The sequence below is a fragment of the Corynebacterium pollutisoli genome, assembly GCF_900177745.1.
Taxonomy (GTDB): domain Bacteria; phylum Actinomycetota; class Actinomycetes; order Mycobacteriales; family Mycobacteriaceae; genus Corynebacterium; species Corynebacterium pollutisoli.
The window spans coordinates 195095-221022 of the sequence record NZ_FXAR01000001.1 but is presented as its reverse complement, the minus strand read 5'-3'; the positions used below and the strand labels follow the sequence as shown (position 1 = coordinate 221022).

Here is a 25928-nt window from a genome sequence, read left to right as displayed (position 1 = left end):
GCGGCACTTCAGCCAGGCCTACTCCGGCAACTCCCGGAGCGTCTCGCTCGGGGTCTGCCCGAAGCGGCGCCGATAAGCCGAGGAAAAACGCCCCAGATGGGAAACTCCCCAGGTCAGGGCGATGTCGGTGACGGTGACGCCGGTGCGGGGATCCGCGGCGACCAACTCATCGTGGATGACCGACAAACGGATGCCGCGCAGATACTCGACCGGCCCGACGCCATACTCCTCCCGGAAATCCCCCTGCAGCGTGCGCACACTGCAGCCGGCGACCTGCGCGATCTCCCCCACCGTCCACGGGCGGGCGGGATCGGATTCGAGGGCGTCGACGGCCCGTCGTAACCGCGCCGGGGTGGCGCGCGGCCCGGTGGGCCCGTGCTCACCGAGGACCAGCGCCAGACCGGAGGCGAGCGCCGCGGCGAGGTTGCGTCGGAACAGCGGGTTGCCCGCCAGGTGTCCCTCCCCGGCGATGACGCTCTGGCAGATGTCCTGCCACTCACGCCCCGCCCCGCTGTTCAGGTCGATGACCGTCGGTGTGCTGGCGGTGGTCACCCCCGCCAGTTCCAGCTGATTGCGCAGGTAGTCTGCGCCCATCCGGACACCGAGCATGGTGACCTCCGCGCCCCACTGGGGGAAGGAGACCGGGGTGTCGGGCGGGCACACCACCGCCTGACCGGTCGCCGCCTGCCCCGGGCCGCGGGTGCTGCGGACACCCAACCGACCGCGGAGAGGGATGTTCACCGCGAAGGCGTCGGGGTGTTCGGTCTCCACGGTCACTGCCGCGCCCCAGTTGAGCCGGACCAGGGACACCTCGCCGAGTTCCCGGCAGATCAGACCGCATTCCCGCAGCAGCACCTGGGACTCCATCCGCACGGTGTGCGGAAAATAGTGCTCCTCCGTCACTCGGGACAGTTCCCGAAATGACCGCGGCCTGGTGTCGCAGTACATCAGTTTCCCTCTTTCACCTGCATCAATTCGTATAGCGGACAATCGTGCGCTCAGTGGATGTCCACTGTGAGAGAGATTTCCTACCCTCTTGAATGTGACACCGATCATAACCACAGTGAACACAGAAAGGACACCCCCATGAGTGATTCAGTTTCCGAGGGCAGGAAACTCCGCAACGTCTTCGGGCAGTTCGCCAGCGGTGTCACCGTGGTCACCACCACCTCCGCGGACGGCACCCCGCACGGAGCCACGGTCACCGCCTTCACGTCCATCTCCCTGGAACCACGCCTGTGCCAGGTGACACTCACCCGCACCTCCAAGGCGTGCGCCATCCTCGCGGACAACACCTTCGCAGTGAACATCCTCGCCTCCAGCCAGGACGACATCGCCCTCCACTTCGCCGGACGCCCCCGCGAGGAACCCATCCGGTGGGGTGACCACGACGTCGCCCCGTCGCTGTGCGGCAACCTCGCCACCCTGTGGTGCCGGCCGTGGGCCCAGTTCGACGGCGGCGACCACATCATCTTCCTCGGCGAGATCGTCGACGCCGAGATCGCCGAGGACCGCGACCCCCTGCTCTTCTTCCGCTCCACCTTCCACGACATCGGTCCCACCTCCCACGACGGCCTGTGGAACCACAGCGGCGACGACCCCCTCACCGGCTGGTTCGGCGCCACCGCCGAACTGCGACCCATCAACTGACAAATCCCAGGAGACACCACCCATGAGCACCTTCGACGGCACCGCCAACCCGGCCGCCGACCACCCGTCCAACCAGAAGCAGAACTACGCCTCCCGCCCCATGACCGGCGACGAGTACATCGAGTCCCTCCGCGACGGCCGCGAGGTCTGGCTCCACGGCGACCGCGTCAAGGACGTCACCACCCACCCGGCGTTCCGCAACTCCATCCGCATGGTCGCCCGACTCTACGACGCGATGCACGAGGGCGAGCACGTCGACAAGCTCACCGTCCCCACGGACACCGGCAACGGCGGCGTCACCATGCCATTCTTCAAGGCCCCCACCACCACCGACGACCTCCTCCGGGAGCGCGACGCCATCGCCACGTGGGCGAAGCTCACCTACGGCTGGATGGGCCGCAGCCCCGACTACAAGGCCTCCTTCCTCGGCACCCTCCACGCCAACCGCGAGCTCTACGAGCCCTTCGGCGACAACGCGGAGCGCTGGTACCGCGAGTCCCAGGAGAAGGTCCTCTACTGGAACCACGCCATCATCAACCCGCCCGTCGACCGCCAGCTCCCGCCGGACGAGGTCGGCGACGTGTACATGAAGGTGGAGAAGGAGACCGACGCCGGCCTCATCGTCTCCGGAGCGAAGGTCGTCGCCACCGGCTCCGCCATCACGAACTACAACTTCATCGCCCACTACGGGCTGCCCATCAAGAAGAAGCAGTTCGCCCTCATCTGCACCGTCCCCATGGACGCCCCCGGCATCAAGCTCATCTCCCGCGCCTCCTACGCGCAGAACGCCGCCGTCACCGGTACCCCCTTCGACTACCCGCTGTCGAGCCGCATGGACGAGAACGACGCCATCTTCATCTTCGACAAGGTGCTCGTCCCCTGGGAGAACGTCTTCATGTACGGCGACGTCGAGAAGATCAACGCCTTCTTCCCCCAGTCCGGCTTCCTCCCCCGCTTCACCTTCCAGGGCTGCACCCGCCTGGCCGTCAAGCTCGACTTCATCGCCGGCCTGCTCATGAAGGCCCTCGACGCCACCGGCTCCGGCGGTTTCCGCGGCGTGGAGACCCGCGTCGGCGAGGTCCTCGGCTGGCGCAACCTCTTCTGGTCACTCACTGAATCCATGGCCCGGGATCCCGAGGAGTGGAAGAACGGCACCCTCCTGCCCAAGCTCGAGTACGGCCTGACCTACCGCATGTTCATGATCCAGGGCTACCCGCGCATCAAGGAGATCATCGAGCAGGACGTCGCCTCCGGCCTCATCTACCTGCCCAGCTCCTCCGTCGACTTCCAGACCCCCGAGATCCGCCCCTACCTGGACAAGTACGTCCGCGGCTCCGACGGCATCACCGCCGTCGACCGCGTCAAGGTGATGAAGGCTCTGTGGGACTCCATCGGCTCCGAGTTCGGCGGCCGCCACGAGCTCTACGAGCGCAACTACTCCGGCAACCACGAGAACGTCAAGCGTGAGCTGCTGCTCGCCGCCAACAACCGCGGCTCGGCCGCCGAGATGCGCGGCTTCGCCGAGCAGTTCATGTCCGAGTACGACCTCGATGGCTGGACCGTCCCCGACATGATCTCCGGAGCGGACGTCTACGCCTACGGGAAGAAGTAGAAAGACGCTTGTCGACGCCCCCGAGCTGCGGGGCGTCGACAAGCATCGTGTCAGTCGCTGTCCGTCATTGCGGGGCAGCGATAAGCACGCAAAGAGGACCCAAGCAAGAGCAAGTTCTTCTCACTCAAAGGCGACGAAGCATGCCCCTAGACCATTCAAACTTCAGCCGTTCTCGTCCAAACCCATCAACTTTTCCTTCAGTCGCCACCTCGCCGTCCATCCAAATTGTCTGTTGGTTCACGCGCACCTTCTTCCCCCAGCATCCTTGATCAAACATGGCGCGCGTCAAGTCGGCGCCCGAGAAGTCGACGCCATTGATATTGGCCTCAACAATGAGGGCTGCAGATAGGTTAGCAAAGACAAATTGGGAACCTGACAAATCTACAAGCTCCCTATTGGGATCCACAGGCTCACTAATGGTCCACGCACGCGGGTGACTCACTATCGCCCCAGCCAAATTCGAACCCGAGAAATCGACGCCGGGAGTAAAATAGGTAAGATCCGCTCCCACCAGGTGAAGATCTCGGAAAGAGAAATCCGGAAAGTTAGTTAAGATGGCTAAATTGACGTCTCTTAGAGAAGCAGTAACAGGGATACCCCCCGAAGGTTCTTTGTCTGCCTGACCAGAAAACGCTCCGGAGAACTTTTCAGCCGACCAGAAGCTATTCACTTGGAAGATTAGTTCCGGATCCGATGAAGAATGTACCCCTCGGCACAGGCCACCCAAAATAGCTCGGATGATCCCAACCGACTCCCAGACTTCCTGATTCTTTCCGTCAGCCAGTGCAAGCAAATCTAGGTCGACAAGTTCAAGCTTTTTGATATTGACATTAACGATCTCAATTAAGATATTGATAATGTTCTGCGCTTCGGAAGTAGCGTTGGGTGGAGACAGAGTATCCCAGTCGTTCAACACGGAAAAGAAAGTGCTCACCCCCCCCAAGCACTCTCACGTGATTCTCGGACGATACGCTGATGAGCGCGGATTCAAACTTGGCACTCAATCGCCTGATGGCTTCGTTTTCCTGCTCGGATTCATGCTTGATACGTTCGAGTTTAAGCTGGTCGGCAAGTCTTGCAACCTGAGCCATTACGCCAGAATAGGCGAGCGCAGCGGCGGTCAGAGCAAGTACACCCGTCAAAACTGTTCCGTAGGGAACTGCAGCGTAGTGCCAGAATTGGGAGGCATCAAAAACCTTTACTGAAACCACCCACACTAGCGCGCCCAACACCGTCGCTACAACCAACGGCAATGGGAGCCACCAATAACTCTTAATCGATCTCTTCTGCACGTCGCGCTCCCATGTCCGCCAAAGCCGCCCGCAACAATTAGCAACGGGCATCAACAGACTAGCGCCTACTCGCCGTCGGTCGACAGTGCCGCGACGAAGGCCTCCTGCGGCACGGAGACGGAACCGATGTTCTTCATGCGCTTCTTACCGGCCTTCTGCTTCTCCAGGAGCTTGCGCTTACGGGAGATGTCACCGCCGTAGCACTTGGCCAGGACGTCCTTGCGCAGGGCACGGATGTTCTCACGCGCGATGACCTTGGAGCCGATGGCGGCCTGGACGGGCACCTCGAACTGCTGGCGCGGGATGAGCTCCTTGAGCTTCACCGTCATCTTGTTGCCGTACCACTGGGCGTTGTCCTTGTGGACGATCGCCGAGAAGGCGTCGACCGGCTCACCCTGCAGGAGGATGTCCACCTTGACCAGGTCCGCGGCCTGCTCGCCGGCCTCCTCGTAGTTGAGGGAGGCATACCCCTTGGTGCGGGACTTGAGCATGTCGAAGAAGTCGAAGATGATCTCACCCAGCGGCATGAGGTAGCGCAGCTCGACGCGGTCCTCCGACAGGTAGTCCATGTTCTTCATCTCGCCGCGCTTGGACTGGCACAGCTCCATGGTGGAACCGACGAACTCGCTCGGCACGATGATGGTGACGTTGACGATCGGCTCGTAGACCTCCTGCAGCTTGCCGCCCGGCCAGTCCGAGGGGTTGTGCACGTGGTGCTCGGTGCCGTCCTCGGCGATGACGCGGTAGTCCACCGACGGGGACGTGGAGATGAGGTCGAGGTCGAACTCGCGCTCCAGGCGGTCGCGGGTGATCTCCATGTGCAGCAGGCCGAGGAAGCCGCAGCGGAAACCGAAGCCCAGGGCCACGGAGGTCTCCGGCTCCCACGTCAGGGAGGCGTCGTTGAGCTGCAGCTTCTCCAGGGCCTCGCGCAGCGCCGGAAAATCGGCCTGGGAGATGGGGAACAGACCGGAGTAGACCATCGGCTTGGGCTCGGCGTAGCCCTGCAGCGGCTCCTCGGCGCCCTTCTCCGCCCAGGTGACGGTGTCACCGACCTTCGACTGGCGCACGTCCTTCACGCCGGTGATGAGGTAACCGACCTCGCCCGGGCCCAGGCCCGCGCACTTCTTCGGCGTGGGCGAGACGATGCCGATCTCCAGCAGCTCGTGGTTCGCGCCGGTGGACATCATCTTGAGGCGCTGACGCGGGGTGAGCTTGCCGTCCATCATGCGGATGTAGGTGACCACGCCGCGGTAGGTGTCGTAGACCGAGTCGAAGATCATGGCGCGCGCGGGGGCGTCCGCGCCGTGCTCCGAGGTCGGGGCCGGGATGAGCTCCGCCACCTTGTCCAGCAGCTCCGGCACACCCTGGCCCGTCTTGCCGGACACGCGCAGCACGTCCTCCGGCTCGCAGCCGATGATGTTGGCGACCTCGAGGGAGTACTTCTCCGGGTCCGCCGCCGGCAGGTCGATCTTGTTGAGGACCGGGATGATCTCCAGGTCCTTGTCCATCGCCATGTAGAGGTTGGCCAGGGTCTGGGCCTCGATGCCCTGCGCCGCGTCAACCAGCAGGATCGCACCCTCACACGCCTCCAGCGCGCGGGAGACCTCGTAGGTGAAGTCGACGTGGCCCGGGGTGTCGATCATCTGCATGACGATCTCCTGGCCCGCGAACTCACCCGACTGCGGAACCCACGGCAGACGCACGTTCTGCGCCTTGATGGTGATGCCACGCTCGCGCTCGATGTCCATGTTGTCGAGATACTGGTCACGCATGTCGCGCGCCTCGACGACGTTGGAGAGCTGCAGGATGCGGTCAGCCAGCGTCGACTTACCGTGGTCGATGTGGGCGATGATGCAGAAGTTACGGATCCGGGCCGGATCGGTGAACGTCTGCTCCGCGAAGTTCTTCGGCATGTGTGGTGGAGGTTCCCTTCTGGTATGACTCCCCCACTCTACCCAACGTGCACCCAATACTTAAGTGACCTGGATTCCCTCCGCCGGACGGCATTACACTGGGACGACATAAGAACCAGCAGGGAGGAACCATGGGCACCAACGGCAACGGTCGCGGAGTACACCATCCCGCCGTACCCGGCACCACCCGCCCCTCGTTCCTCGACCGCGTCCGGCAGGCCTTCATCGGGCCGACCGCCTCCCCGCTCGACTCCGGGCTCTCCCGCATCAACGAACGCCTCGGCCTGCAGACGGACTTCCGCCCCGAAGCCGTCCGCGCCGCCGCCTCCGCCATCCGCGTCGAGGCCACCGAGCGCATGAGCCGCAACATCTACTACGCCCCCGACATGGACGGCCAGGCCGAGCCCGGCGAGGTCGTGTGGATCTGGGCCCCCTCCGACGGCCCCGACATGCCGCCCCGCGAACGCGCCATGCTCGTCATCGGCCGCGACCGCCACACCATCCTCGGCCTGCTCATCTCCCCCAACCCCCGCCACGAGGGAGCCGAGGCGTGGCTCGACATCGGCGCCGGCGAGTGGGACGCCTCCGGCCGCCAGTGCTGGATCCGCCTCGACCGCGTGCTCGAGGTGTCCGAGCAGGGCGTGCGCCGCCAGGGCGCGCTGTTCCCGCAACGGCGTTTCGAGCGCATCGCCAACCGCCTGCGCACCACCTACCGCTGGGGATAGGGTTTTGGGTTCTGCGGGGGTCGGCTGGTAGTATTCCGCCTGTTATTCACTTCCGGGCGCGCCGGTCGGGACGGGCAGGACCTTGGGTCCGTTCTTCGAACACCGACGCCGAGTGATCGCTGCAGGTCAGCGGCTCACGGGACATGTCCGCTGGTGGGTTACCGACACCATTTCTCACGAGACCAAGAGGTATCTTCATGGCAAACATCAAGTCCCAGATGAAGCGCAACATCACCAACGAGAAGGCGCGCGTCCGCAACCAGGCTGTCCGCTCCGCCGTCCGCACCGAGATCCGCAAGTTCCGCGAGACCATCGAGGCCGGCGACAAGGCTGCTGCCGAGGCTCAGCTGCGCACCGCTTCCCGCGCTCTGGACAAGGCTGTGACCAAGGGCGTGTTCCACCGCAACAACGCCGCCAACAAGAAGTCCTCCATGGCCCTGGCCTTCAACAAGCTCGGCTAAAGGAACTTCCCAAGCACTGAACCCGGTCCTCGGACCGGGTTTTTTGCTTGTCGACGCTACGCCTGCAGGTCCTCGACACCGTTGAACACGAGCACGAGGCCGGCGACGATGAAGAAGATGCCGGAGACGACGTCGATCATCGGCCCGGCGCGCAGCAGCTTGCGGCGCATCGTCGGGGTGGACACGAGCAGCGCCATACCCAGCTGCAGGACCACAGAGGAGACCGACAGCATCGCCACGACGCCGATCGCCAGGCCCACCGACGGCGACGCCGGCAGCAGCGGGGCGATGAGCGCGGAGAGGAACAGGACGATCTTCGGGTTGGACAGGTTCGTCGTCAGCCCGTGGGCGAAGGCGTGACGCAGCCTGCCGAGCCGGGCGGCGGCCTCCTCGAGGTCGGCGGGCGGGTTCTTCCGCTCGCTCAGGCCCCCGGACAGCATGCCGTAGCCCATCCACACGAGCCAGGCACCACCGATGAGCTGCAGGAAACCGAGCACCGCCGGGAACGCGTTGAGCAGCGCAGCGAAGCCGAGGACCGTGAGGGTGCACCAGAACAGCACCCCGACCTGGATTCCCAGGACGGTGGCCACCGCGTGCCGACGCGAGCGGATCGCCGTGCGGGTGATCAGCAGGATGTCAGGCCCGGGGGACGCGGCCCCGGCGATGTTGAGGACGAACAGCGCAGCCCACTGCGCGAGGCTCACTTTTCGACGCCGAGGCGCACCAGTGCATCATGCATCTGGAAGAGCTTGGCGGTCTCCACGGCCGAGGGGGCACCGGCGTGCGGGTCCGCGCCGGCGGCGACAAGCACATCGACGACCTCGTCGTACTTCTTGAACACGGCACCGGCCAGCGGGGTCTGGCCGCGGTCGTTCTGCTTGTCGACGTCAGCGCCGCGCTCCACCAGCGCCTGCACGATGGTCGTGTGGCCGGCGTAGGCGGCGAGCATGAGGAGGGTGTTGCCGTCCTGGTTGGCCAGGTCGGGGCTGACCCCGTTGTCGAAGTACTCGATGAGGGCCTCGTCACCGTTGCGGGCCATGTCGAACAGTCGCGTGGCGAGCTCGCGCACGTCGTCAGGAATCTCGGTCATGTACTGACTCTAACCCGCCAACTCCGACACGCGCCGCACGGCGTGCTCGATGGCGAACTCCGGGTCGCCGCCCTGGCCCTTGACCTCGGCGTCGAGCTCCGCCATGAGGATGACCGCCCGGGAGACGTTGTCCCCTGTCCAGCGGCGGGCCACCTTGGCGGTCTTCTCCGCGATCCACGGGGACATGCCCACCTGGCCGGCGAGGGCGTTGTAGTTGGTCGTGCGGGTGGAGTACAGCCGCGCGATACCCGCGACCTTCATGCTGAGCGCGGTGGCCAGGGCGACGGGGTGCATACCGAGCTGCAGTGCCCGGCGGCAGCTCGCGACCGCGCGGGCGGTCTGCCCGTTGACCGCGAGGTCGGCGATGTCGAAGCCGGACACCTCCGCCACACCCTCGTAGTAGGAACGGACGGTCTCGACGGTCACCTCCCCGTCCGTGTCCGCGACCAGCTGGGACACGGCGGACGCGAGCTCGCGCAGGTCGGACCCCACGCCTTCGAGCAGGGCGTGGATGACGTCCGGGGTGGGGCGCACACCGTGGCTCCGGAACTCGTTGGTCACCCACCCCGTGCGGTCCTTCGGCTTGAGGGGGTTCGCCTCGTGGACCTGGGCGAGCTTCCGGTACTTCGCCACCATCGACTTCTGTCGGCCGCCGCCGGTGTGGTGGATGATGATCGTGATGCCCGGCGCGACGTCCCTGCACGTCGCCAGCAGCAGCTCGTTGGGTTCCTTGCCGGCCACCTCCGTGTGGGTGATGATCACGGCCCGGTCCTCGCCGAACAGGGACGGCGAGGTGGCGTCGATGAGCTCGGGACCGCTGACCTCGTTGGCGCGCATGACGGTGAGCTCGAGGTCCGGGGCGTCGGCACGCAGCTCGTCGAGGATGGCGCGGCGGATGCGCTCACCGATGAAGTCCTCCTCGCCGAGGATGAGGTGCACGGGGGCTAGGGTCATGCTGTTCTCCTGAGGGTCCGGGCAGAATGCTGTGCCGCCCAGGAACCGAGGGCGATCATGTACACCTTCAGGGCGACTTCCCACCAGGGTGGATCCCCGGCGACAAGCGACACGAGGCTGTGGACGACAACCACGGTACCGGCGATGAACATGCTCACCTGGAACCACCGCGATTTCTCCATGCCCACCACTCTAGAACCTCCCGTCGCGGGCATGTTGGGTGCCGTCCGGGTGGAGGGTCACCTCGCCGTCGCGGTCCGGGAAGAGCACGGGGACGCCGTCGCGGGTGACGGTGGGTCGCTGAGCGGGGCTGCCGGCGGGATCACGGACGATGATGACCTGGGTGCCGGGTGGGGCGCTGTCGACCTCCTCGAGCTTCTCGACGACGTGCACCTGCAGGGTGTCGAGCGGGATCTCCGGGGGCGGGCGGGTGACGTCCGCGGCGTAGATCCACCAGGCCAGCAGGACGGCGACCGTCTTGACCGGGTGACCCGCGACGATGCCGGCAATGATCCACCCGTAGGCGATGAGCACCCACACCGGCTCGGCCTGCACGGTGGAAACCGGCAGGCCCGCGCACCACGTAGCCACGGTGTGGATCCACCACGTGCAGGGTTCCAGCAGCGTGAGGGGTAGCCAGGCCAGCGGTCCGGGGAGCAGGGAGAGCCCGGCGGCGATGAGTCCGAGCACCGTGACGGGCGCGACGGCGGGGGCGACGAGGACATTCGCCAGGACGGACACCACCGAGACCTCGCCAGCCATGAGGGCGATGATGGGCAGGGTGACGATGTCCGCGCTGACCGCCACCGCCAACGCCCGGGCGACGATCTCCGGTAGGCGGGTGCGGGCGAGGGGACGGAACAGCAGCGGGTGCAGGGCGATGATCCCGGCCGTGGCGGCCACGGACAGGGCGAAGCCGTAGGAGACGGCCAGGTCGGAGTCCCACAGGATGAGACCGATGACCGCCAGGCACAGGCCGTGGATCGGCTCCAGGCGCGTGGATCCGAGCACCGCGAGCAGGCCCACGAGCCCGGTTACCGAGGCCCGGAGGACGCTCGGCTCCGTGCCGACCAGTCCGACGAAGCCGAGCAGGGCCCCGACCGCCGCCGCCACCTGTGCGCGGGGCCCGAGGGTGAGTAGACGGCACGTGATGACGGCGAAGGACGTCACGATGGCCACGTTCGCCCCGCTGATTGTTTGGAGCTTAGGTGTCACAGCTATCCTAGCAGGTATGAACGTGCTCATCTACGCCCGAGTCTCCCACGATAAGTCGGCTCAAGGACGCTCCGTGGCGGAACAGATCCACGAAACGACTCAATGGGCGGAACGCGAGAATTGGACAGTCGCTGAGATTGTCCAAGAAACCGGTTCCGCCTCCCGATACGCCCGCAAAGCCAGACATGCTTGGGATGAGGTCATGGACGCGATCAAGGAGCGGCGGGTCGATGCTGTCCTAACTTGGGAGGCATCGCGGGCCACCCGAGACCTGGCCGTCTACGGCCAGCTGCGTGAGGCATGCGCGGCGCACGGTGTCAGGTGGGGTTACAGCGGCACCCTCTACGACCTGCGGGATAGGTCGGATCGATTCCGGACGGGCCTGGATATGCTCATGGCTGAGGACGAGGCAGCACGAACATCAGAGCGCGTGCAGAGATCGATGCGAGCCATGGCCGATCGAGGCCAACCACACGGGAAACTCCTGTACGGATATACCCGTACCTACGGCCCCAATCGAGAGTTGATCAGCATCGACCCTCACCCGGAGCAAGCTCCGATCGTGCAGGAGATCTACCAGAGGACGCTGGCCGGGGACTCCCTCTACGCCATCGCACAAAGCCTCAACAAGAGGGGCATTCCCACCCGTCGACCAGTGCGAAATCCACGTCGTGAAGGCCAGGGATGGATCACGCAATCAATCAAGCAGGTACTAAAGAATCCCGCTTACGCGGGCCTGCGCGTTCACCAGGGCGAGGTGGTCGGACCCGCTGCCTGGGACGGGCTGATCAATCACGAGGACTGGGAAAAGGTACAAACAATATTTCTTGATCCCAAACGTAAGACCAGGACTGGAGACACCACTGCCCGGCATCTCCTATCGGGAATCGCCACCTGCGGAGTATGTGGGTCTGCCATGCTCACCAACAAGCAATACGCCGGCCGGAACAAGGACAAAAACGGCAACCTCATCCCCACCAAAGACCGGGATACCTACCTCACCTACCTGTGTAAAGGCCCCAACGGGACGTCCGGATTCCACGTATCCATGAAGGAGGAGCACCTGGATCTCCTGGTGACTGAGGCAATCCTGGCCAGACTGGAGCGCCCGGATTTTCTTCCCGCACTCGGCGAGGGGGACCGGGTCCGAGAAGAAGAGCGGGAAGCCCTTCTTGCAGAGATCGCCGAGCTTCAGGCATGGCTCGAAAAAGTGCGCGAGCGCGCGCTAGATGAGCGAGATCTAGACCTCCTCTTCGACCAGGAACGCCGGGTCAAGCCGAAAATCTCTGAACTCCAAGAAAGGGCAAAGGAGCTCACCAGCCTGGATCCAGTGGTAAAGGAACTTGCGGAAGCCGAAAACATCCGAGTGCACTGGGAAGCGCTAAGCCTGGAGGACCAGCGACGGGTAATAAGGATGCTAGTAGTACCTGTGGTAGGCAGAGCCACTCCAGGTACACGAGGGCGCAAAGGCCCTCGTCCCGATCGAGTGCGACTCCACTGGCGATAATAAGGGCTGACAGTAGATCCAGCGGGAGACTGCACGGGGGGATCGAAACTCTGCTGGGGGGACTTCCGCACATCTAGAGAAGCCCCCCCCCTGGCCAGCACCTGCGCGGACCTGCGCAAACGTTGACCGCGGAGGGACTGGGGGGATTGGGGGGATCGGAGAGCGCACCCCCGGCCTATAGATAGGAGCAGGCACTTCCCTGCCCTAGAGGTAGCAAAAAGATGGAGCTCCCCGTCGTGGGAGGTCTCCAAATACATCCCCCCAATCCCCCCAATCCCCCCAGGGCCCTCACTTCCCCTGGTAGAGAGCTTCTCAGGGCGGGGGGATAGCTATTTAGGCCCCCCCACGGGCCCACGATCCCCCCGTGTCACATTCCCTAGCATTCGTTGCAGATTGACAGGGTAGACAGTAAACTAGGCAGCGGCTTAAGCAATGGTAACGGCCAGTGTTGATGACACCTGCTACGGCAGTGTCACTTCCCGAGCGGTAGCGTCACCGAAGACGCACGTTTCACAGCTCCCGTCGCATGCGACGTAGATAGCGGGTTTGGACTGCGCTGTGAGGCGATCGCCTCGTCAAGAACTCTACGCATAGACTCTTTTTGTCATGCGAGGATCTTGCGAGGCATTTTTTCATGTCCCATTCGCCCCTGATAACTTCGCGGGTACCCCTCTCCGAGGCTTCCACCATTCACCGTGTCTCCGTCGACACGCTACGTAGGCATGTACGCACTGGCCGCCTACCTGCCACTAAGGAAGGCCCCCGCCGCGCTTACATGGTCGACCTCGACGATGTAGCACATTTACTTAGTGACAAGCGTCGTGCTTACACTCCCGAACAGGTACGTGCCTGGGCCAAGGAAGTGGCAGCCACTGCCCCGCCCGTCTCACCGACACTTGCAGCTGAAATAGTCTCGATTCTGCGAGGCGGTGCACCGGCATGACCAAAAAAATAACCCTCGACGCGGGCAACGTCGAGGGCACTGCAGAGGGCAACTCCACCCACGATGGTACCGCATCAGTTTCGGACTTTTCTACCCTGATCTCTGAGCATGCCCTCGAGCTGATGGCTAGCGCTATCTCTCCCAGTGCAGCCGCTACCGCCGGCGTGTACTCCGCGCTGCGCGTCTCGGATCTGCCAGCGGGTGCGGAGTGGATCGCTGATCGCGGGGGCCTGCCAGCGATCGTTTTTCCTATGCAGGAAATTGACGGTACCAAGACCTGGCAGGTCAAGCCGCGGCCCGGAGTCATCAAGGCCAAAGACGGCCGACCACTCAAATACATCGGTCCGAAAAAGGGGGTCGGATCTCCCCCACAGCTCCCCATTGTGCGATACGGAAGTGGTGATGTCTGGATCGTAGAGGGCTGCAAGCAGTGCCTTGCTGCGCTGACATACGCTCCTGACGATGTGATGATCTTACGCATCACTGGTATCGAGGGGTGGCGCGTAAACGGGGCGCCCACGCCCCACCTTCGCCGAGTAGTAGCTGGACGCCGGGTAGTGATTTTTCCCGATGCGGACGCTGCTTCCAATATCCGCGTATATGACGGAGCCGCTGCCTTAGGAGAGGCAGCCTTGGCAGCGGGGGCCACCAGCACATCCTTCGTCCACATCCCCGGCACCAGCAACCAGGGTCTTGACGACGTGCTCGCGTCGATTCCGAGTCCAGAGGAGCGACGAACAGAGCTTGCCAAGTGGGTGCAGGAGGCATCCGCAGTCCCTGCAGCACTCTCTAAAGAAGCCCTCGCGAAGATGCGGAAGCGACAGCGCACGAAAGATGCAGTTCGTATGCTCGCCTCTAGTGCTGATAGCGAACGACTCGACGTTGTTGTCGATGGTGACTGGCATAACGTTTCTCAGGGCCTGGCTAGGGCCCTGGTTGAGAAACAGGGTGGCCGAGAGGTCTTTCTGCGTGGCGATCTCCCCGTGGAGGCGTATAAATCCGACGAGGGTTTGATGCTGCGCGCCCTTGACCGGGACGGCCTACATCGACGGGTTCTGTCGGCTGTACGTCCACTGGTCCTCGACAGAGAGGGCAACCCGAAGATCGCCAGTGGCATTCACCGGGACCTACTTGGGCTCGTGCGTGGGCACGCTACCGCCGACCTGCCACGCATCGACCGTATTTCCACTGCGCCTGTTGTACGGGCAGACGGCACGGTGGTTACCGAGACGGGCTTCGATCCTAAAACCCGGACTTTGGTCAGCCTGAGCGCCGATATTCATGGTCTCCGTGTACCTGACCACCCCACGGACGATGAAGTGATCGCAGCTGCGTCGCTTATCCGAGATCAGCTTTTCGAATTGGACGGAACCGACGGTTTTGATGGATGGGTCTTCGCCTCTGAGAGTGACAGAACGCATGCAGTCGCGCTGCTACTAACCGCCCTTATTCGGTCCTCCGTACCGACAGTGCCGCTGGCCCTCCTCGATGGAGTCCAACGAGGAGTCGGCAAAGGCTACCTTGTCCAAGTTGTGCATGAGGTCGTTTATGGTGGTCCGGCAGCCATGACCGCCATGCCGGCGAAGGATGAAGAAGTGGAGAAGCGTATCACGTCGGATTTAATGGCTGGCAACTCCCTGGTAGTTCTAGACGAAGTTATGAACAAGGGGGAAAGTCGCCTCGGAAGCGCGGCTTTGACCGCTGCGCTTACTGCACCTATGTGGAGTGGCCGTGTCCTGGGGCGGTCAGAAATGGTACGGCTTACTCAACGCGCCGTGTGGGTAGCTACAGGGAACAACTGCACAGTTCCTGGAGATATGGCTCGACGTGTTTTCACCGTCCGACTTTCCTCCGACCGCCCTGACCTCGACGAACGGGATAATTTCCGGTATTCGCTTCAGTGGGTACGCAACCAGCGTCGGCAGCTTCTCTCAGCAGCACTGACTATGATCCGGGCTTGGTATGACAGGGGCCAACCTGAAGCACCGCAGAGTTTCGGATTTGTCGGCTTCGAAGACTGGCAAAGGATCGTCGGGGGCGTCCTCCACCTGGGCGGATTCCCAGACTTTCTGGGCACTGTTCTTAAGGTACGCCGGGAAGCGGACTCTGAGGTAGTCGATAATGCGGAGCATTTAGCGTGGGTGGCCAAAACAACTGCAGGACAGCGAGGTCGCTTCACAGCGAAGGAGATCCTCCTGGCACGCACGGCCGATCCAGACGGCCCTGCCCCCTACGGCAAGAGCTGGGATGACCTTGATGCCCGCAGTCTGGGACGAGTCTGGCACCAGCTAAAGGGTCGCTGGTTCGACGGAATCCGAATCGTCGCAGACGGCAAAGCGCACGGTAATGCGCGCGCCTGGCGAGTAGAGACGCTCGCCTCGATATCACAAACCCCGCTGTCCACCACCGCACCTGCCCCTCCAGCAGCCCCCGCAGCTCCGGAAATCATGCGGGTCAAGAACCCCCACACCGGTGTGGTGACAGATCACCTGCGGGTGATGCCTGAAATTGATGGCCCTTCCATTACCCAGTTAGGAGGAGATGACGATGGGTAGCGGTGTTCTTTATTTTGACCTGGAGACTGCGAATGCCGATCAGCTGCACACGTACGGTCCGGGATTTATTCGATTGGCAGCGTGGGCGTGGAACGACGGACCTATCACGGTGACTGACGACATCGGCAAGCTCTTGACCCAGTTGGAGCAGGCGCGATTCATCGTGGGACACAATATTTTGGGCTTCGACTTACCTGCTTTGGAGCGCTACCACGCCCTGGACGTTGAATCACTGGTGGCAGCCAACAAAGTACTGGACACCCTACTTGCAGCACGCCAGTGCGACCCCCCGAGAGCGGGTGGTGTGGACGGCGGACGTTATTCCCTGGGTTCATTAGGCGCTCGCCTGGTGGGTAAAAGCAAGCTGGAGGATGCCGATGACACGCTCCTGAAGAGTCTGGCAGAAGAATACGGTGGCTACGATGCCATCGGTCAAGTCCACGGAAGTGGTGTTTCTGCCTTTCGATAAAAGAGAAGCTCTGGTGGTGTCAGGGACCATCACGAGCTCGATGCTGACGCGGGCTCATGCAACCTCCTGAGTGGATTCCCTGGCGTCGATGACGTTGGCGTTCATCATGGTCTTCGTCTGTTCCAGGGCCGTCAGCGACATGTAGCGCTTCTGCTGGATCCAATCATCGTGCTGCTCAGCCAACACGGCACCGACGAGGCGGATCACGGCGTCGCGGTCGGGGAAGATCCCGACGACGTCGGTGCGCCGGCGGATCTCCCGGTTGAGCCTTTCGGTCGGGTTGTTCGACCACACCTTCGTCCACACCGCCTTCGGGGCGTGGGTGAAAGCCAGCAGCTCGTCGAGGGACTCCTCGAGGTAGTCCGCGACATGCGGGAACTTCTGCTCACAGAAGCCCACCACCTCCCGTGCCTGATCCCACACAGCCTGGGCGTCAGGTTGCTGGAAGATCGTCTGGAACATCGCCGACAATGTCGGCCACTGGGTCTTGGGCACCAGCCCGGAGAGGTTCTTAGCGAAGTGCGTGCGGCACCGTTGCCACGAGGAGTTCGGCAGAACGTCGCCGATGGCGTGCTGGATTCCCAGGTGCGCGTCGCTGGTGACCAGGTACACCTGGTCCAGGCCCCGGGCCTTGAGATCGCGGAAGAAACCGGTCCAGGAGGCGACCGACTCCGAGGTGGCGACCTGCATACCGAGTAGTTCCCGGTAGCCTTCGGCGTTGACTCCGGTGGCCAGCAGAACGGAGGTCTTGACCACGCGCCCGCCTTCACGGACCTTCATCGTCAATGCGTCGCAGGAAACATACAGATACGGGCCGGAATCCAACGGGCGGGTCCGGAAGTCCTCCACCATTTGATCAAGATCCTTGGCCATCTCTGAGACCTGGGACTTCGACAGGTTGTTGATCCCCAGGCTGGCGACCAGGTCGTTCATCCTGCGGGTGGAGACGCCTTTGAGGTAGCAGGTGGCGATCACGGTGGTCAGGGCACGTTCGGCCCGGGTGCGTCGTTCCAGCAGCCAGTCCGGGAAGAAGGACCCAGTCCGCAGCTTCGGCACGGCGACATCGACGGTGCCGACCCGGGTGTCGAGGTCTCGGTGGCGGTAGCCGTTGCGGACGTTGGTGCGGGACTCGGATGTGGTGGCGTATTCGGCACCGCAGATCTGGTCGGCCTGGGTGGACAGGATCTGGTTGATGAAGTTCTGCAGCATCTGTCTCATCAGGTCCGGAGAGGCTTGAGACAGCAGGTCGTCGAGATAGGTGGTGGGGTCGATAGAATGGGGGCCAGCGGCCATCGTGGTGTCCCTTTCGAGGAGATGTAGGAGTTGATTCGAAAGGTACTGCGGTGGTCGCCTCGTGCATTCATGAGGTCGTCACCGGCAGTTACAGATACACCACGCTAAAGGACGCAACCATGCCATCCCCACCAACGATGACCGTTACCGCGCTTACGCAGCCCAAGACGTGGAATTAACGCGCCAGATTGCCGCAAAATTGCGCATTGATGGCTATGCCCGTCGAGAGCACACCGTGATGTGGCGTGTCGGCCAGATCGAGAGAAGTGGCCTCCGAGTTGATATCGATGCTGCAGAGCAGAGGATCGAGGCCCAGCGACGACTCCTGGATCGCGACTTCCAGAGACTTCGTGACATCGCGGGCGTGCCGCTACGAGGCAAGGCTCCTCACCTACAGGCGGCTGGCAAGGCCGCCATCGCAGCAACTTTCCAACGCCTTGGTGTCGACCCTCCTCGCACAAAAAAGGGGGCTCTAGCCCTGAATCAGGAGGCATTGAGTCAACTTGTGGAACATCATCCCGGCAACACGGGTGTGAACGAGCTGGTGGATGTATTGCAGAAGGTGGGACGCCAGCGGACATTTGCAGAAACGGTACTCAAGCATGTCTCTCACGATCGTGTACATCCTGCCATCCGGGCAGACCAGGCTACCGGACGCATCAGTGTCACGAAACCGGGTCTGACAACGATGGGCAAGCGAGAGCGCCAGCTTGTACTGGAGCGTGCGCTCATTCTTCCCGACACGGACGACGAGGTGCTTATAGCTGCTGACCTCTCCCAGATTGATGCTCGAGCGATGGCGGTGCTTTCGGGTGATCCGGGGTACATCCGAGCATTCGCTGAAGGAGAGGATTACCACTCGGCGATGGCGGAAGCTCTCTTTGGCGCTCACGAATGGGACCGCGCGGGCCATCACCCACGCCGTTCCGAAGCCAAGGTCGTCGTCCACGCTACGACATACGGCATGGGGGCTCTGGGCCTCTCCAAGGCAGCCGGGATTGATGAAAACGAAGCGAAACGGTTGCTGGGACGCTTAGACATGCAGTTCCCAGCACTCGCGTCATACAAGCGGGTTATCAGAGAAGAAGCTGGAAGAAAGCAGGTCTTACGCACTCCGCACGGACGGACAGTGCGTATTGAACCGGGCCGGGAATGGACTCAGGCTCCGGCAGCTATGGGCCAGGGCACAGCTCGGGATCTGATGATGGACGGCATCCTGAGGCTTCCGAATTGGTTAGCATCCCGTCTGCGATTGATCGTGCATGACGAGGTAGTACTCAGCGTCCCGCGCGATCGGATAGATGAGGCCAGCACTGCACTACTGGATGCTCTCCAGTTCGATTTTTCGGTCTCTTCGGGTTCGACGGTGCCGGTTCGAGCTGGGCTGTCTGCACCAGGCCGTGACTGGGCAGACTGCTATCGCGATGAAGTGCCGTGGCCGGAAACGGCTTGGGAGCATCGGCAGCAAGACTCCTGTGACGACCCCGAATGCACGTGGCACGAGGAGCTGTGATAGCCATGTTCACTTTCCGTACTCGGGCACCGCCCTGCAAGATTTCGACCGCACTCAAAAACCGTAATTACCTAGCGACATCAGAAGAGAGAAAACAGTGGCATCTATCGAGTCAATCCAGAAGCAAATTGCTGAGCTTGAAGCCAAACTCCAGAAGACACGCGAGCGGGCGCAGGAACGCCTGGGACGGGAATTTCTTGACCGCGTCGAGAAGCGCTGTCGCGCACTCGATGTCGAACTTCCGATCGTGGATCTGTGGAAGCTCATCCGCGATCCAGGCGTCGTCGATGATGACCTCATCGACCAGATCATCCACGCCTGCCTCCAGGTGGAGGCCGATGAACCTGCCGCAGTTGCCCCGTCTGATGAGGAACGAAATCTAGACGCTGCGGCCCCCACCCGCAGGGTGGGGGAATCGGTTAACGAGGGGCAAATCAGTGCGCAGCAGTGATTGTCACGAGTTGCGGCGTCAGCCGCCGGCGGAGGGGATCCAAGGGGAGGGCGCAGCCACTCCCCTGGCAAGCATGGGAACCAAAGGAAAAAGGCGCCCCAGCGCCTTTTGTCCGACGTTCCCTTTGCTTGCCCCCACCGACACTCCTCCTCCCAGTGCAGCACCGGAAGTGTCGGTCTCGGTGACGAAGGCACTGACCCCACCAGCAATGCGAAGCGAGCGGGGTGAGGTCAGTGGCTGAGTTACCGAGCTCTCGGAAGCGCAGCTTCCGACTGCGAGCCGAAGTCGATGCGATGCTGGACGAAGTGCAGTCTCGCTTCCTTCTTCGGTCTCGCACTGAGGCGGCTGAGGCGTGCATCGAGATCGCGCATGCGGCTCTCGATGGTCGTCGAGCAGAGCCTGCCGTGGAGTCGAGTGGGAGCAGTGCTGTAGCGATTGATCTAGCCCCGCTGGTGCGGGAGATCAACCGCATCGGAGTCAACATTAACCAGACTGCGCGGCGACTCCATACCGATCAGGTCGCTGGCCCCAAGGCCCTGCAGTCCCAGATGAAAGACCTCGACGAACTACTCGAGATTCTTAAGGCAGCACTGGCGGAGGTGTCCTCATGAGTGTGGTGGTCACCTCACGGGTAAAACGCACTGCCGGTGGCCGCGGCGGGGCTCGAGGCTGGATGGCCTACGTTATGGGTCACGACGCTGAGCGCAGTGCCGCCTACCTGTCCGATCTGGGCGATCCGGCCACCACGGTGGCAGCGATCGAAGCGCTGATTCACCCCACGAAAAGGAGTACGGAAGCAGTCAGCGTGGTGCATTCCTTCTCTGCGTCCGAGCTTGACTCGTCGAACCCGGACGATGTCCAGGCGGCCGTGGATGTGACGTACGAGATGCTGCGGCGAGCCAGCCCGACAGAGCCCGTCGTCGTGGTTGCGCATACAGATTCTAAAGGCGGTTTTCTCCACGTCCATGGGTTGGTGGTTAACCACAACCTGGTGACCGGGAAAGCCAATTCCAATGCGTTGATGCATTGGCAGATCCGTGCCGTCAACGACGAATTAATGGAAGAGGTCGGACTCGAGGTCGTTCAACGTCGTGAACTCGCCCACGACCGCTCCCACGCGCTTGCCCGCCACCGCAGAGAACCCGTCCCCACCGAAGACCAAGCCGCAGCGCTGGAGATCAGCGAGCTGGATACCAAGACCTGGCGGTCATGGATGGCCACACGTCTTGATGAGCTGGTCTGGGACGACCGCGTCACTGACATCGAGACCCTTACCGACGTCGCAGCGGAGATAGGGATCTCCATCCGCCAGCAGGCCGCAACGAAGCGCTCGGGTGGGCTGCCCACCCTGACCTACGCCCTGGTCGATGACGCCGGTGAGGTGCGTCGTGACGGACGCCGGCGACTGGCGGCACCCCAATCGAAGATCGGGGATGCCTACACCTACCTGGGATTGACCGAGACGCTGGCTATGGCCACGGAAGAAAAAGAAAAGGAAAGAAAACTCCATGAGCAGTCGAGCCATGAGGCGCAGGCCGCAGCAGAAGCAGAGCAGCGAGCTATCGACGACGCCCTCGGTGGCCTCCACGTCGCCGCCGTCCGAGCAGAACCCGCCCACACCCCCGTCATCGAGCAGCCCGGAGCCGAACCCCGAGCTGGCGCAGCTACGCCAGATTGCGACGGTCCTCGGCGATCTGGTCCCCGCCGTCAACCAGATGAGCTCGAACCAGGAGTCGCTGAGCCAGCGATTGAGGACACTGGAGGAGACGGTGAGCTCGAGGCTGCCGTCGCCGCCGCCCAGCGACGACTCCGAGAGCTCCATCTCCGAGTTCGTGAGCGCGACGACGCTGCTGACACTCGTAGAGCAGTCCCAGGAGCAGTCCCAGCTGCTCAGCCAGCAGATGAGCGAAATGATCGTTGGCGTAAGGAACCAGAACTCGGCCGTGAAATCCGCCCTGGATCTGCTCGGGAGGCATCAGCAGGTGACGCTGCCCGACGGAACCCAGATGTCCAGCGACGACTTCAAGAACATGAAGAACGGCCAAGCCGTCGTCGCCGAAACTCGGAGGCTGATCTCGAGTTCGGATAAGCTCATTTCCACGCTCGAAGCGGCTGGGACGCCCAGGATCACGGTGGATACCCGTCAGCTGGCTCAGCAGGCCACCCGCGACCTGGACAAGCGGCTTTCTCACGCTGTAGGGCAGTCGGTGAGCGGAGCCACGCAGCAGCTCCAGCAGGCATCAGCCGATACAGTCGCCCAGATCAACACGGCAGCCTCCAAGGCCGCGACGACGGTAGCCAAGCGCCTGGCGCAGGCCTCTCAGCACCTGGACCAGGTCAACAAGGCCGCGGACAGGACCGAGAGGCGGGTGAAGAATATCGTGGCGTGGATGCCGTGGTCCAACCTCGGGCGTGTTCTCGCGGCGCTAATCCCGTTTGTGCTGGCACTTCTTGTCATCTCAGGGGTGGTTCACACGGTCGTGGTGGATGTTCTGGGGCTGCCGATCCTGAGCGTATGGCTGTGGTCCCAAATGGTGGCGGCACCGACCTGGTGGGCCACGCTCCTGTGGGCAACAGCAGGCCTCAGCTCTGTCGCCGGGTTGCTGTGGGCCTCGTATGCGGTCGGCCATTGGCTGTACGACCGCTATCAGGGCTGGAGGTAGAGACTCACCCCTTGTGGCCGGCGATTTACCGTGTCGCCGGTTTCAGCGGCGGGGTCCGACGGGATGGTGCATGCGGACTTGTCTCGTCAGACTCATAATCGTGCGGAGTTCGTCGTCAATCCATTGGGAACGAAGGAATTCAGGCTCGCGGCCGTCCTCACTAGCAAGTTTCACCTTTCCGAGGCGTTCGCTGATCTGGTCAAGGAGCTGTTCGCTAGAAAGCTCATGCCTAGCTACAGCCTCTTCGATGGTTTCTTGATCCGCGACGATGGCGTAAACCCATTCTAAGTTTCCATTTGAGAAGTGCCTCGGCATGGGGATGGTCTGGACAAGTTCGTGGAAAATGGCCTCGATGTCGTACCCCTCCAGCACCGCGTCAACTGGCCCAAACGCTGCCAAAAATTGTCGAATGGCGGAGAACACACTCGCGCGGGTACGGAAAAGTTGCGGCTCCCCGGGCTTACGGTAGAAGAAGGCGCCGTCGCCTTCCTCTCGGAACACCCTAAATACATATCCGGCGTCCACCTCTAGCAGCGGCGTCTTTAAATCTTCATACTCTGTCATTTTCCTAGTCCCATTTACTTCTTCTTTCGCAGGCGCCTTCAAACATCCGCTACTCACCCAAAGAATCTGCCCCGCCGATCAATGCTACGACTCACACAACTTCACTTGATCCGTTTCCGTCAGATGCTTCCCGGCCTGCCACGACCGCCAGGTGCTCCCCTTCAAAGAAGAACGCCTCAGTCGCCGCAAAGTTCGCTTCCGGTGCCCCCGCCCGCTCAAAAAGCTCGTTTCGCAGAGCCGTCGGCCCCCATCGCTTATCCGGCTCCACACCCCAACGCAGAGGCTCCCGAAGATGCGGATCCCACGTGAACTCCCGGCGGTTCGGATCTTCATCTAACCACGCCTGCACGGTAGCCACACTTTCCTTGTTCACCCTGGTCGAAGGATCAAAGTCGATCCGGGATCCTGCCGGGATCAGATTCTTCTCTGCAATTCTGATCACTGCAGGCGCTTGTCGCGAACGCTGTTCCTTCGCCACAGACACCCGGGGGGATTGCGCACGCAACCGAATACGCTCCATGTCCTCCACGGGGAAGATGCGGTTGAAACTAACCACCACATCGGGCCCGTTATTTCCCGACGAAACGTCGAATAGTCCGTACTGGTGACATTCCACCGTCACATCTGGAGAAACTTCACTCAACCACTGAACCGTCGTTAGCACCGGTGCGGGAAATCCCGGGGCGACCAGAATGATCCTGGGCAAGGCGAAGACCAGCTCCTCCTTACCCTCGTCCTCGGCCTCCACGAAGTTCTCCAATTTCTCTTTGGCTTGGGCGTCAGTCATCTCTTCTGCTGGCTGGAAACGTTTGTTGTACCAGGCAGCATGAGCCTGAGCGAGGACCTCGAGCGTAAAACTTGCCACCAACGCAGCGTAAGTGAGCGCCTGCAGATGAACTGTCTTGTCTTTGCCCCGCTTGAGTTCAATGACGACCAGCTCGCCTGAGGCCGACAAGCCGAGAATGTCGAGGCGCTCCAGCGACGGCCCAACTTCCGAGGCCCAATTGTCGAATTGAGTGGTGACGATCATCATCGTCGGGTCGATAACCTCGGGGTGTTTAATGATCCACTCTTCCAAGTGGGAGGTTTCACCAAATTTCTGTTCTTCCATGCTCGTTCTTCCGCATAGTGCTGAGGATGTGCCTTGGGCTCGGAGAAGTTTCACCATGCCTCCACACTAGCCCGGGTTTTTCACGGGAAGTAGCCGGACACCGGCTGAAGAAATGAAGAAAGTGACCCTTGACCAGGTAAATTGGTAGTTGCTTAGACTCCAGACACCCAGGTCGAAAAGATCACCCTCAGGGTGAATACTACCAGCTTCCATATCGGCACCCCCGCACCTTCCCAACTGTGTTCGAACGCCGGACTCATGCTACTGGCCACCACCGCTGATCAGGTCGGGGTGGCCGCTGCGATCGACACTGAACTCGGGGACCGGCAGAACCCGAACCTGGTCCACACCACCGGCCACACCATGACCACTCTCGCCCTGGCACTTGCCCTCGGTGGGGACGACGCAAATGACGTGGACCTCCTGGATCCGCTGGTGGCCACCGGCCTGATCGACCAGGTGCCCTCAGACTCCACGGTGCATCGCCGCCACGCAGAACTCGCCGGCCTGGGTTCTGACGGCACCACGGCGATCCTGGCGGGGATGAAATCGGCCCGTCGAGCCGCCTGGGCCGCCTGCGGCACCCGCAACCCCGCAGCCCGGGCCACCACCGACAATCCACTGGTCATCGACCTGGACGCCACCGAAATCCTCTCCCACTCCGACAAAGAGCATGCCACCCCGACGTGGAAGAAACACTTCGGATTCCACCCCCTGGCAGCGATCATCGACCACGGCGACGGGCTGACCGGGGAACCCGCAGCCGTGCTCCTGCGCCCCGGCAACGCCGGATCCAACACCGCCGCCGACCACATCACCGTGCTGGACCAGGCGGTGAGTGCTCTGCCCGAGCACGCCGACGGACACGAGTGGGACACACGCCTGCAGGTGCGTACCGATGCCGCCGGTGGTTCCCAATCCTTTCTCAACCACCTCAACGACCAGGGCCTGGCCTATTCCATCGGGTTCCCGGTGACCTGGCAGATCGGGGAGATCGCCTCGACCCTGGGGGACCCCGTCAAGCAGGGCATCATCCGCCCCGACGGCACCGTCACCGACCCGGGTGACGGCTACGTTGCCGATATCACCTCCCGGATGCGGTCCTGGGCCGGGGAACCCCTGGGCCCCGACCTGGACAACTACCCCGACGATACGCGGATCATCATCCGGGTGGAACACCCCGCGTCCGGGGCGCAGCTTCGCATCACGGATGTCGATGGCCGCCGGGTTCAGGCCTTTGTCACCAACCGCCCCGGCCATGCCAACCGGCTCGACGTCCTGCACCGCGGCAGGGGCAGGTGCGAGCAACGGATCCGGGACCTGAAAGACTGCGGGTTGGGGAAACTCCCGCACGAGAGTTTCCGGATGAATCAGACGTGGTGTCATGTGGCGGTCCTGGCAATGAGCCTCGTCACCTGGGCGGGGTTGGTCACCGCTGCCGGCAGTACCGCGGCACAGCAACGGCGGTCGCGGTGGTGGGTATGGGAACCGAAGACGCTGCGGGCGAGGATGTTGTCGATCGCCGCGATCGTGGTGCGTCACGCAAGGCGGGTCATCCTGCGCTTCGATCAGGCTGCGCCCCACCGGGAGTTACTGGAGCATGGGCTGGCCAGGATCAGACGGATCGTCTGATCCTGGCCCCATCCAGCCGCACGCTTTCGTCACTGCAGTCCTGAAGTTCCCCTACGATCTCATACCGGACCCTGGTTTCCCGGCCCAGTACCCGCCGGGACTCCGCCGACCCTGCAGTCGGTCACCCCCGTGCTGAGGACTGGAGACAGGACCCGTGAAAAATCCGGGCTAGGGGTCTCTACACTGAGGGACGCCTCGATGCCGACTACTTTCTCGGCAGTGCAGGACCGATTCGTGAGTTACTCCGTGCTGGAATCGGGCACACCCTCGTGGACATCCGCAGCCTTGGTAGTGCATATGCGCCAAGCAGGTTTA

25 protein-coding genes are annotated in these 25928 nt (G+C 62.6%); 13 read left to right on the top strand and 12 right to left on the bottom strand.

What is annotated here, in order from left to right; translation table 11 throughout:
• Positions 1 to 18: 18 nt before the first annotated feature.
• A complete protein-coding gene (locus B9Y70_RS01085; protein ID WP_275886728.1) occupies positions 19 to 948 on the bottom strand; it encodes an AraC family transcriptional regulator in 930 nt (309 codons plus the stop codon).
• Positions 949 to 1086: 138 nt separating this feature from the next.
• On the opposite strand from B9Y70_RS01085, the gene B9Y70_RS01080 reads away from it, so the two are divergent.
• Entirely contained in the window at positions 1087 to 1650 is a 564-nt protein-coding gene (locus B9Y70_RS01080; protein WP_085548400.1) for a flavin reductase family protein, read from the top strand.
• Positions 1651 to 1672: 22 nt separating this feature from the next.
• Complete coding sequence (locus B9Y70_RS01075; protein WP_085548399.1) at positions 1673 to 3262, top strand: 4-hydroxyphenylacetate 3-hydroxylase family protein; 1590 nt, start codon at positions 1673 to 1675, stop codon at positions 3260 to 3262.
• 124 nt (positions 3263 to 3386) lie between these two features.
• Here the strand turns inward: B9Y70_RS01075 and B9Y70_RS01070 are convergent, their stop codons facing one another.
• From B9Y70_RS01070 to lepA, 3 genes are all read right to left on the bottom strand, one after another.
• Positions 3387 to 4178, bottom strand: a complete 792-nt coding sequence (locus B9Y70_RS01070) for a pentapeptide repeat-containing protein (RefSeq protein ID WP_159449759.1) — start codon at positions 4176 to 4178, stop codon at positions 3387 to 3389.
• The gene (locus B9Y70_RS12570; RefSeq protein ID WP_143337451.1) at positions 4102 to 4554 is read right to left on the bottom strand and encodes a hypothetical protein; all 453 of its coding nucleotides are present in this window, start codon (positions 4552 to 4554) and stop codon (positions 4102 to 4104) included. The genes B9Y70_RS01070 and B9Y70_RS12570 overlap by 77 nt, the downstream gene beginning before the upstream one ends.
• Positions 4555 to 4619: 65 nt before the next feature.
• Positions 4620 to 6467 carry a translation elongation factor 4 gene (lepA, locus tag B9Y70_RS01065; protein WP_085548397.1) on the bottom strand — a complete coding sequence of 616 codons (1848 nt, stop codon included), beginning with the start codon at positions 6465 to 6467 and terminating at the stop codon, positions 4620 to 4622.
• A 131-nt stretch (positions 6468 to 6598) separates the two neighbouring features.
• On the opposite strand from lepA, the gene B9Y70_RS01060 reads away from it, so the two are divergent.
• Positions 6599 to 7192 (top strand): type II toxin-antitoxin system PemK/MazF family toxin, encoded by a 594-nt coding sequence (locus tag B9Y70_RS01060; protein WP_085548396.1) that lies wholly within the window; start codon positions 6599 to 6601, stop codon positions 7190 to 7192.
• A gap of 197 nt (positions 7193 to 7389) precedes the next feature.
• Complete coding sequence (rpsT, locus tag B9Y70_RS01055; protein WP_085548395.1) at positions 7390 to 7653, top strand: 30S ribosomal protein S20; 264 nt, start codon at positions 7390 to 7392, stop codon at positions 7651 to 7653.
• Between the two features lie 56 nt (positions 7654 to 7709).
• Here rpsT and B9Y70_RS01050 read toward each other — a convergent pair whose 3' ends face one another.
• The 5 genes from B9Y70_RS01050 to B9Y70_RS01030 are packed head-to-tail and all read right to left on the bottom strand — an operon-like array spanning position 7710 to position 10876.
• Positions 7710 to 8357 (bottom strand): LysE family translocator, encoded by a 648-nt coding sequence (locus B9Y70_RS01050; RefSeq protein ID WP_085548394.1) that lies wholly within the window; start codon positions 8355 to 8357, stop codon positions 7710 to 7712.
• On the bottom strand, positions 8354 to 8743 hold the full coding sequence (locus tag B9Y70_RS01045) for an ankyrin repeat domain-containing protein (RefSeq protein WP_085548393.1): 390 nt from the start codon (positions 8741 to 8743) through the stop codon (positions 8354 to 8356). The genes B9Y70_RS01050 and B9Y70_RS01045 overlap by 4 nt, the downstream gene beginning before the upstream one ends.
• Before the next feature lie 9 nt (positions 8744 to 8752).
• Entirely contained in the window at positions 8753 to 9697 is a 945-nt protein-coding gene (gene holA, locus B9Y70_RS01040) for a DNA polymerase III subunit delta (protein ID WP_085548392.1), read from the bottom strand.
• A complete protein-coding gene (locus B9Y70_RS01035) occupies positions 9694 to 9879 on the bottom strand; it encodes a hypothetical protein (RefSeq protein WP_143337449.1) in 186 nt (61 codons plus the stop codon). The genes holA and B9Y70_RS01035 overlap by 4 nt, the downstream gene beginning before the upstream one ends.
• Before the next feature lie 10 nt (positions 9880 to 9889).
• A complete protein-coding gene (locus B9Y70_RS01030) occupies positions 9890 to 10876 on the bottom strand; it encodes a ComEC/Rec2 family competence protein (RefSeq protein ID WP_240309078.1) in 987 nt (328 codons plus the stop codon).
• 52 nt (positions 10877 to 10928) lie between these two features.
• On the opposite strand from B9Y70_RS01030, the gene B9Y70_RS01025 reads away from it, so the two are divergent.
• The 4 genes from B9Y70_RS01025 (at position 10929) to B9Y70_RS12560 (ending at position 16386) form a co-directional block, all read left to right on the top strand.
• The gene (locus B9Y70_RS01025) at positions 10929 to 12419 is read left to right on the top strand and encodes a recombinase family protein (protein WP_159449758.1); all 1491 of its coding nucleotides are present in this window, start codon (positions 10929 to 10931) and stop codon (positions 12417 to 12419) included.
• Between the two features lie 634 nt (positions 12420 to 13053).
• Complete coding sequence (locus tag B9Y70_RS13195; protein WP_420838418.1) at positions 13054 to 13362, top strand: helix-turn-helix domain-containing protein; 309 nt, start codon at positions 13054 to 13056, stop codon at positions 13360 to 13362.
• On the top strand, positions 13359 to 15917 hold the full coding sequence (locus B9Y70_RS12565) for a hypothetical protein (RefSeq protein WP_143337446.1): 2559 nt from the start codon (positions 13359 to 13361) through the stop codon (positions 15915 to 15917). The genes B9Y70_RS13195 and B9Y70_RS12565 overlap by 4 nt, the downstream gene beginning before the upstream one ends.
• Positions 15904 to 16386, top strand: coding sequence for a 3'-5' exonuclease family protein (locus B9Y70_RS12560; RefSeq protein WP_143337444.1), 483 nt, complete (start codon positions 15904 to 15906; stop codon positions 16384 to 16386). The genes B9Y70_RS12565 and B9Y70_RS12560 overlap by 14 nt, the downstream gene beginning before the upstream one ends.
• 54 nt (positions 16387 to 16440) lie before the next feature.
• Here B9Y70_RS12560 and B9Y70_RS01020 read toward each other — a convergent pair whose 3' ends face one another.
• On the bottom strand, positions 16441 to 17679 hold the full coding sequence (locus B9Y70_RS01020; RefSeq protein ID WP_085548389.1) for an IS256 family transposase: 1239 nt from the start codon (positions 17677 to 17679) through the stop codon (positions 16441 to 16443).
• Positions 17680 to 17848: 169 nt separating this feature from the next.
• Here B9Y70_RS01020 and B9Y70_RS01015 point away from each other — a divergent pair, with 169 nt between their 5' ends.
• The 4 genes from B9Y70_RS01015 (at position 17849) to B9Y70_RS12700 (ending at position 22306) form a co-directional block, all read left to right on the top strand.
• Positions 17849 to 19192 carry a DNA polymerase gene (locus tag B9Y70_RS01015; protein ID WP_143337442.1) on the top strand — a complete coding sequence of 448 codons (1344 nt, stop codon included), beginning with the start codon at positions 17849 to 17851 and terminating at the stop codon, positions 19190 to 19192.
• Between the two features lie 97 nt (positions 19193 to 19289).
• Positions 19290 to 19643, top strand: a complete 354-nt coding sequence (locus tag B9Y70_RS12705) for a hypothetical protein (protein ID WP_159449757.1) — start codon at positions 19290 to 19292, stop codon at positions 19641 to 19643.
• A 293-nt stretch (positions 19644 to 19936) separates the two neighbouring features.
• Complete coding sequence (gene mobC, locus B9Y70_RS13190; protein WP_085548386.1) at positions 19937 to 20254, top strand: plasmid mobilization relaxosome protein MobC; 318 nt, start codon at positions 19937 to 19939, stop codon at positions 20252 to 20254.
• Between the two features lie 897 nt (positions 20255 to 21151).
• Positions 21152 to 22306, top strand: a complete 1155-nt coding sequence (locus B9Y70_RS12700) for a hypothetical protein (RefSeq protein ID WP_159449756.1) — start codon at positions 21152 to 21154, stop codon at positions 22304 to 22306.
• A gap of 42 nt (positions 22307 to 22348) precedes the next feature.
• Here B9Y70_RS12700 and B9Y70_RS00995 read toward each other — a convergent pair whose 3' ends face one another.
• The gene (locus B9Y70_RS00995) at positions 22349 to 22870 is read right to left on the bottom strand and encodes a hypothetical protein (protein WP_085548384.1); all 522 of its coding nucleotides are present in this window, start codon (positions 22868 to 22870) and stop codon (positions 22349 to 22351) included.
• Positions 22871 to 22961: 91 nt separating this feature from the next.
• On the bottom strand, positions 22962 to 23981 hold the full coding sequence (locus B9Y70_RS00990) for a PDDEXK family nuclease (protein ID WP_085548383.1): 1020 nt from the start codon (positions 23979 to 23981) through the stop codon (positions 22962 to 22964).
• Positions 23982 to 24173: 192 nt separating this feature from the next.
• Here B9Y70_RS00990 and B9Y70_RS00985 point away from each other — a divergent pair, with 192 nt between their 5' ends.
• Positions 24174 to 25613 (top strand): IS1380 family transposase, encoded by a 1440-nt coding sequence (locus B9Y70_RS00985; RefSeq protein WP_275886727.1) that lies wholly within the window; start codon positions 24174 to 24176, stop codon positions 25611 to 25613.
• Positions 25614 to 25928 lie beyond the last annotated feature (315 nt).

Coding starts and splice junctions, on each gene's coding strand:
- B9Y70_RS01085 (WP_275886728.1), bottom strand. CDS start 948: ATGTACTGCGACACCAGGCCGCGGTCATTTCGGGAACTGTCCCGAGTG.
- B9Y70_RS01080 (WP_085548400.1), top strand. CDS start 1,087: ATGAGTGATTCAGTTTCCGAGGGCAGGAAACTCCGCAACGTCTTCGGG.
- B9Y70_RS01075 (WP_085548399.1), top strand. CDS start 1,673: ATGAGCACCTTCGACGGCACCGCCAACCCGGCCGCCGACCACCCGTCC.
- lepA (WP_085548397.1), bottom strand. CDS start 6,467: ATGCCGAAGAACTTCGCGGAGCAGACGTTCACCGATCCGGCCCGGATC.
- B9Y70_RS01060 (WP_085548396.1), top strand. CDS start 6,599: ATGGGCACCAACGGCAACGGTCGCGGAGTACACCATCCCGCCGTACCC.
- rpsT (WP_085548395.1), top strand. CDS start 7,390: ATGGCAAACATCAAGTCCCAGATGAAGCGCAACATCACCAACGAGAAG.
- B9Y70_RS01045 (WP_085548393.1), bottom strand. CDS start 8,743: ATGACCGAGATTCCTGACGACGTGCGCGAGCTCGCCACGCGACTGTTC.
- holA (WP_085548392.1), bottom strand. CDS start 9,697: ATGACCCTAGCCCCCGTGCACCTCATCCTCGGCGAGGAGGACTTCATC.
- B9Y70_RS01035 (WP_143337449.1), bottom strand. CDS start 9,879: ATGGAGAAATCGCGGTGGTTCCAGGTGAGCATGTTCATCGCCGGTACC.
- B9Y70_RS01025 (WP_159449758.1), top strand. CDS start 10,929: ATGAACGTGCTCATCTACGCCCGAGTCTCCCACGATAAGTCGGCTCAA.
- B9Y70_RS13195 (WP_420838418.1), top strand. CDS start 13,054: ATGTCCCATTCGCCCCTGATAACTTCGCGGGTACCCCTCTCCGAGGCT.
- B9Y70_RS12565 (WP_143337446.1), top strand. CDS start 13,359: ATGACCAAAAAAATAACCCTCGACGCGGGCAACGTCGAGGGCACTGCA.
- B9Y70_RS12560 (WP_143337444.1), top strand. CDS start 15,904: ATGACGATGGGTAGCGGTGTTCTTTATTTTGACCTGGAGACTGCGAAT.
- B9Y70_RS01020 (WP_085548389.1), bottom strand. CDS start 17,679: ATGGCCGCTGGCCCCCATTCTATCGACCCCACCACCTATCTCGACGAC.
- mobC (WP_085548386.1), top strand. CDS start 19,937: ATGCTGGACGAAGTGCAGTCTCGCTTCCTTCTTCGGTCTCGCACTGAG.
- B9Y70_RS12700 (WP_159449756.1), top strand. CDS start 21,152: ATGAGCAGTCGAGCCATGAGGCGCAGGCCGCAGCAGAAGCAGAGCAGC.
- B9Y70_RS00995 (WP_085548384.1), bottom strand. CDS start 22,870: ATGACAGAGTATGAAGATTTAAAGACGCCGCTGCTAGAGGTGGACGCC.
- B9Y70_RS00990 (WP_085548383.1), bottom strand. CDS start 23,981: ATGGAAGAACAGAAATTTGGTGAAACCTCCCACTTGGAAGAGTGGATC.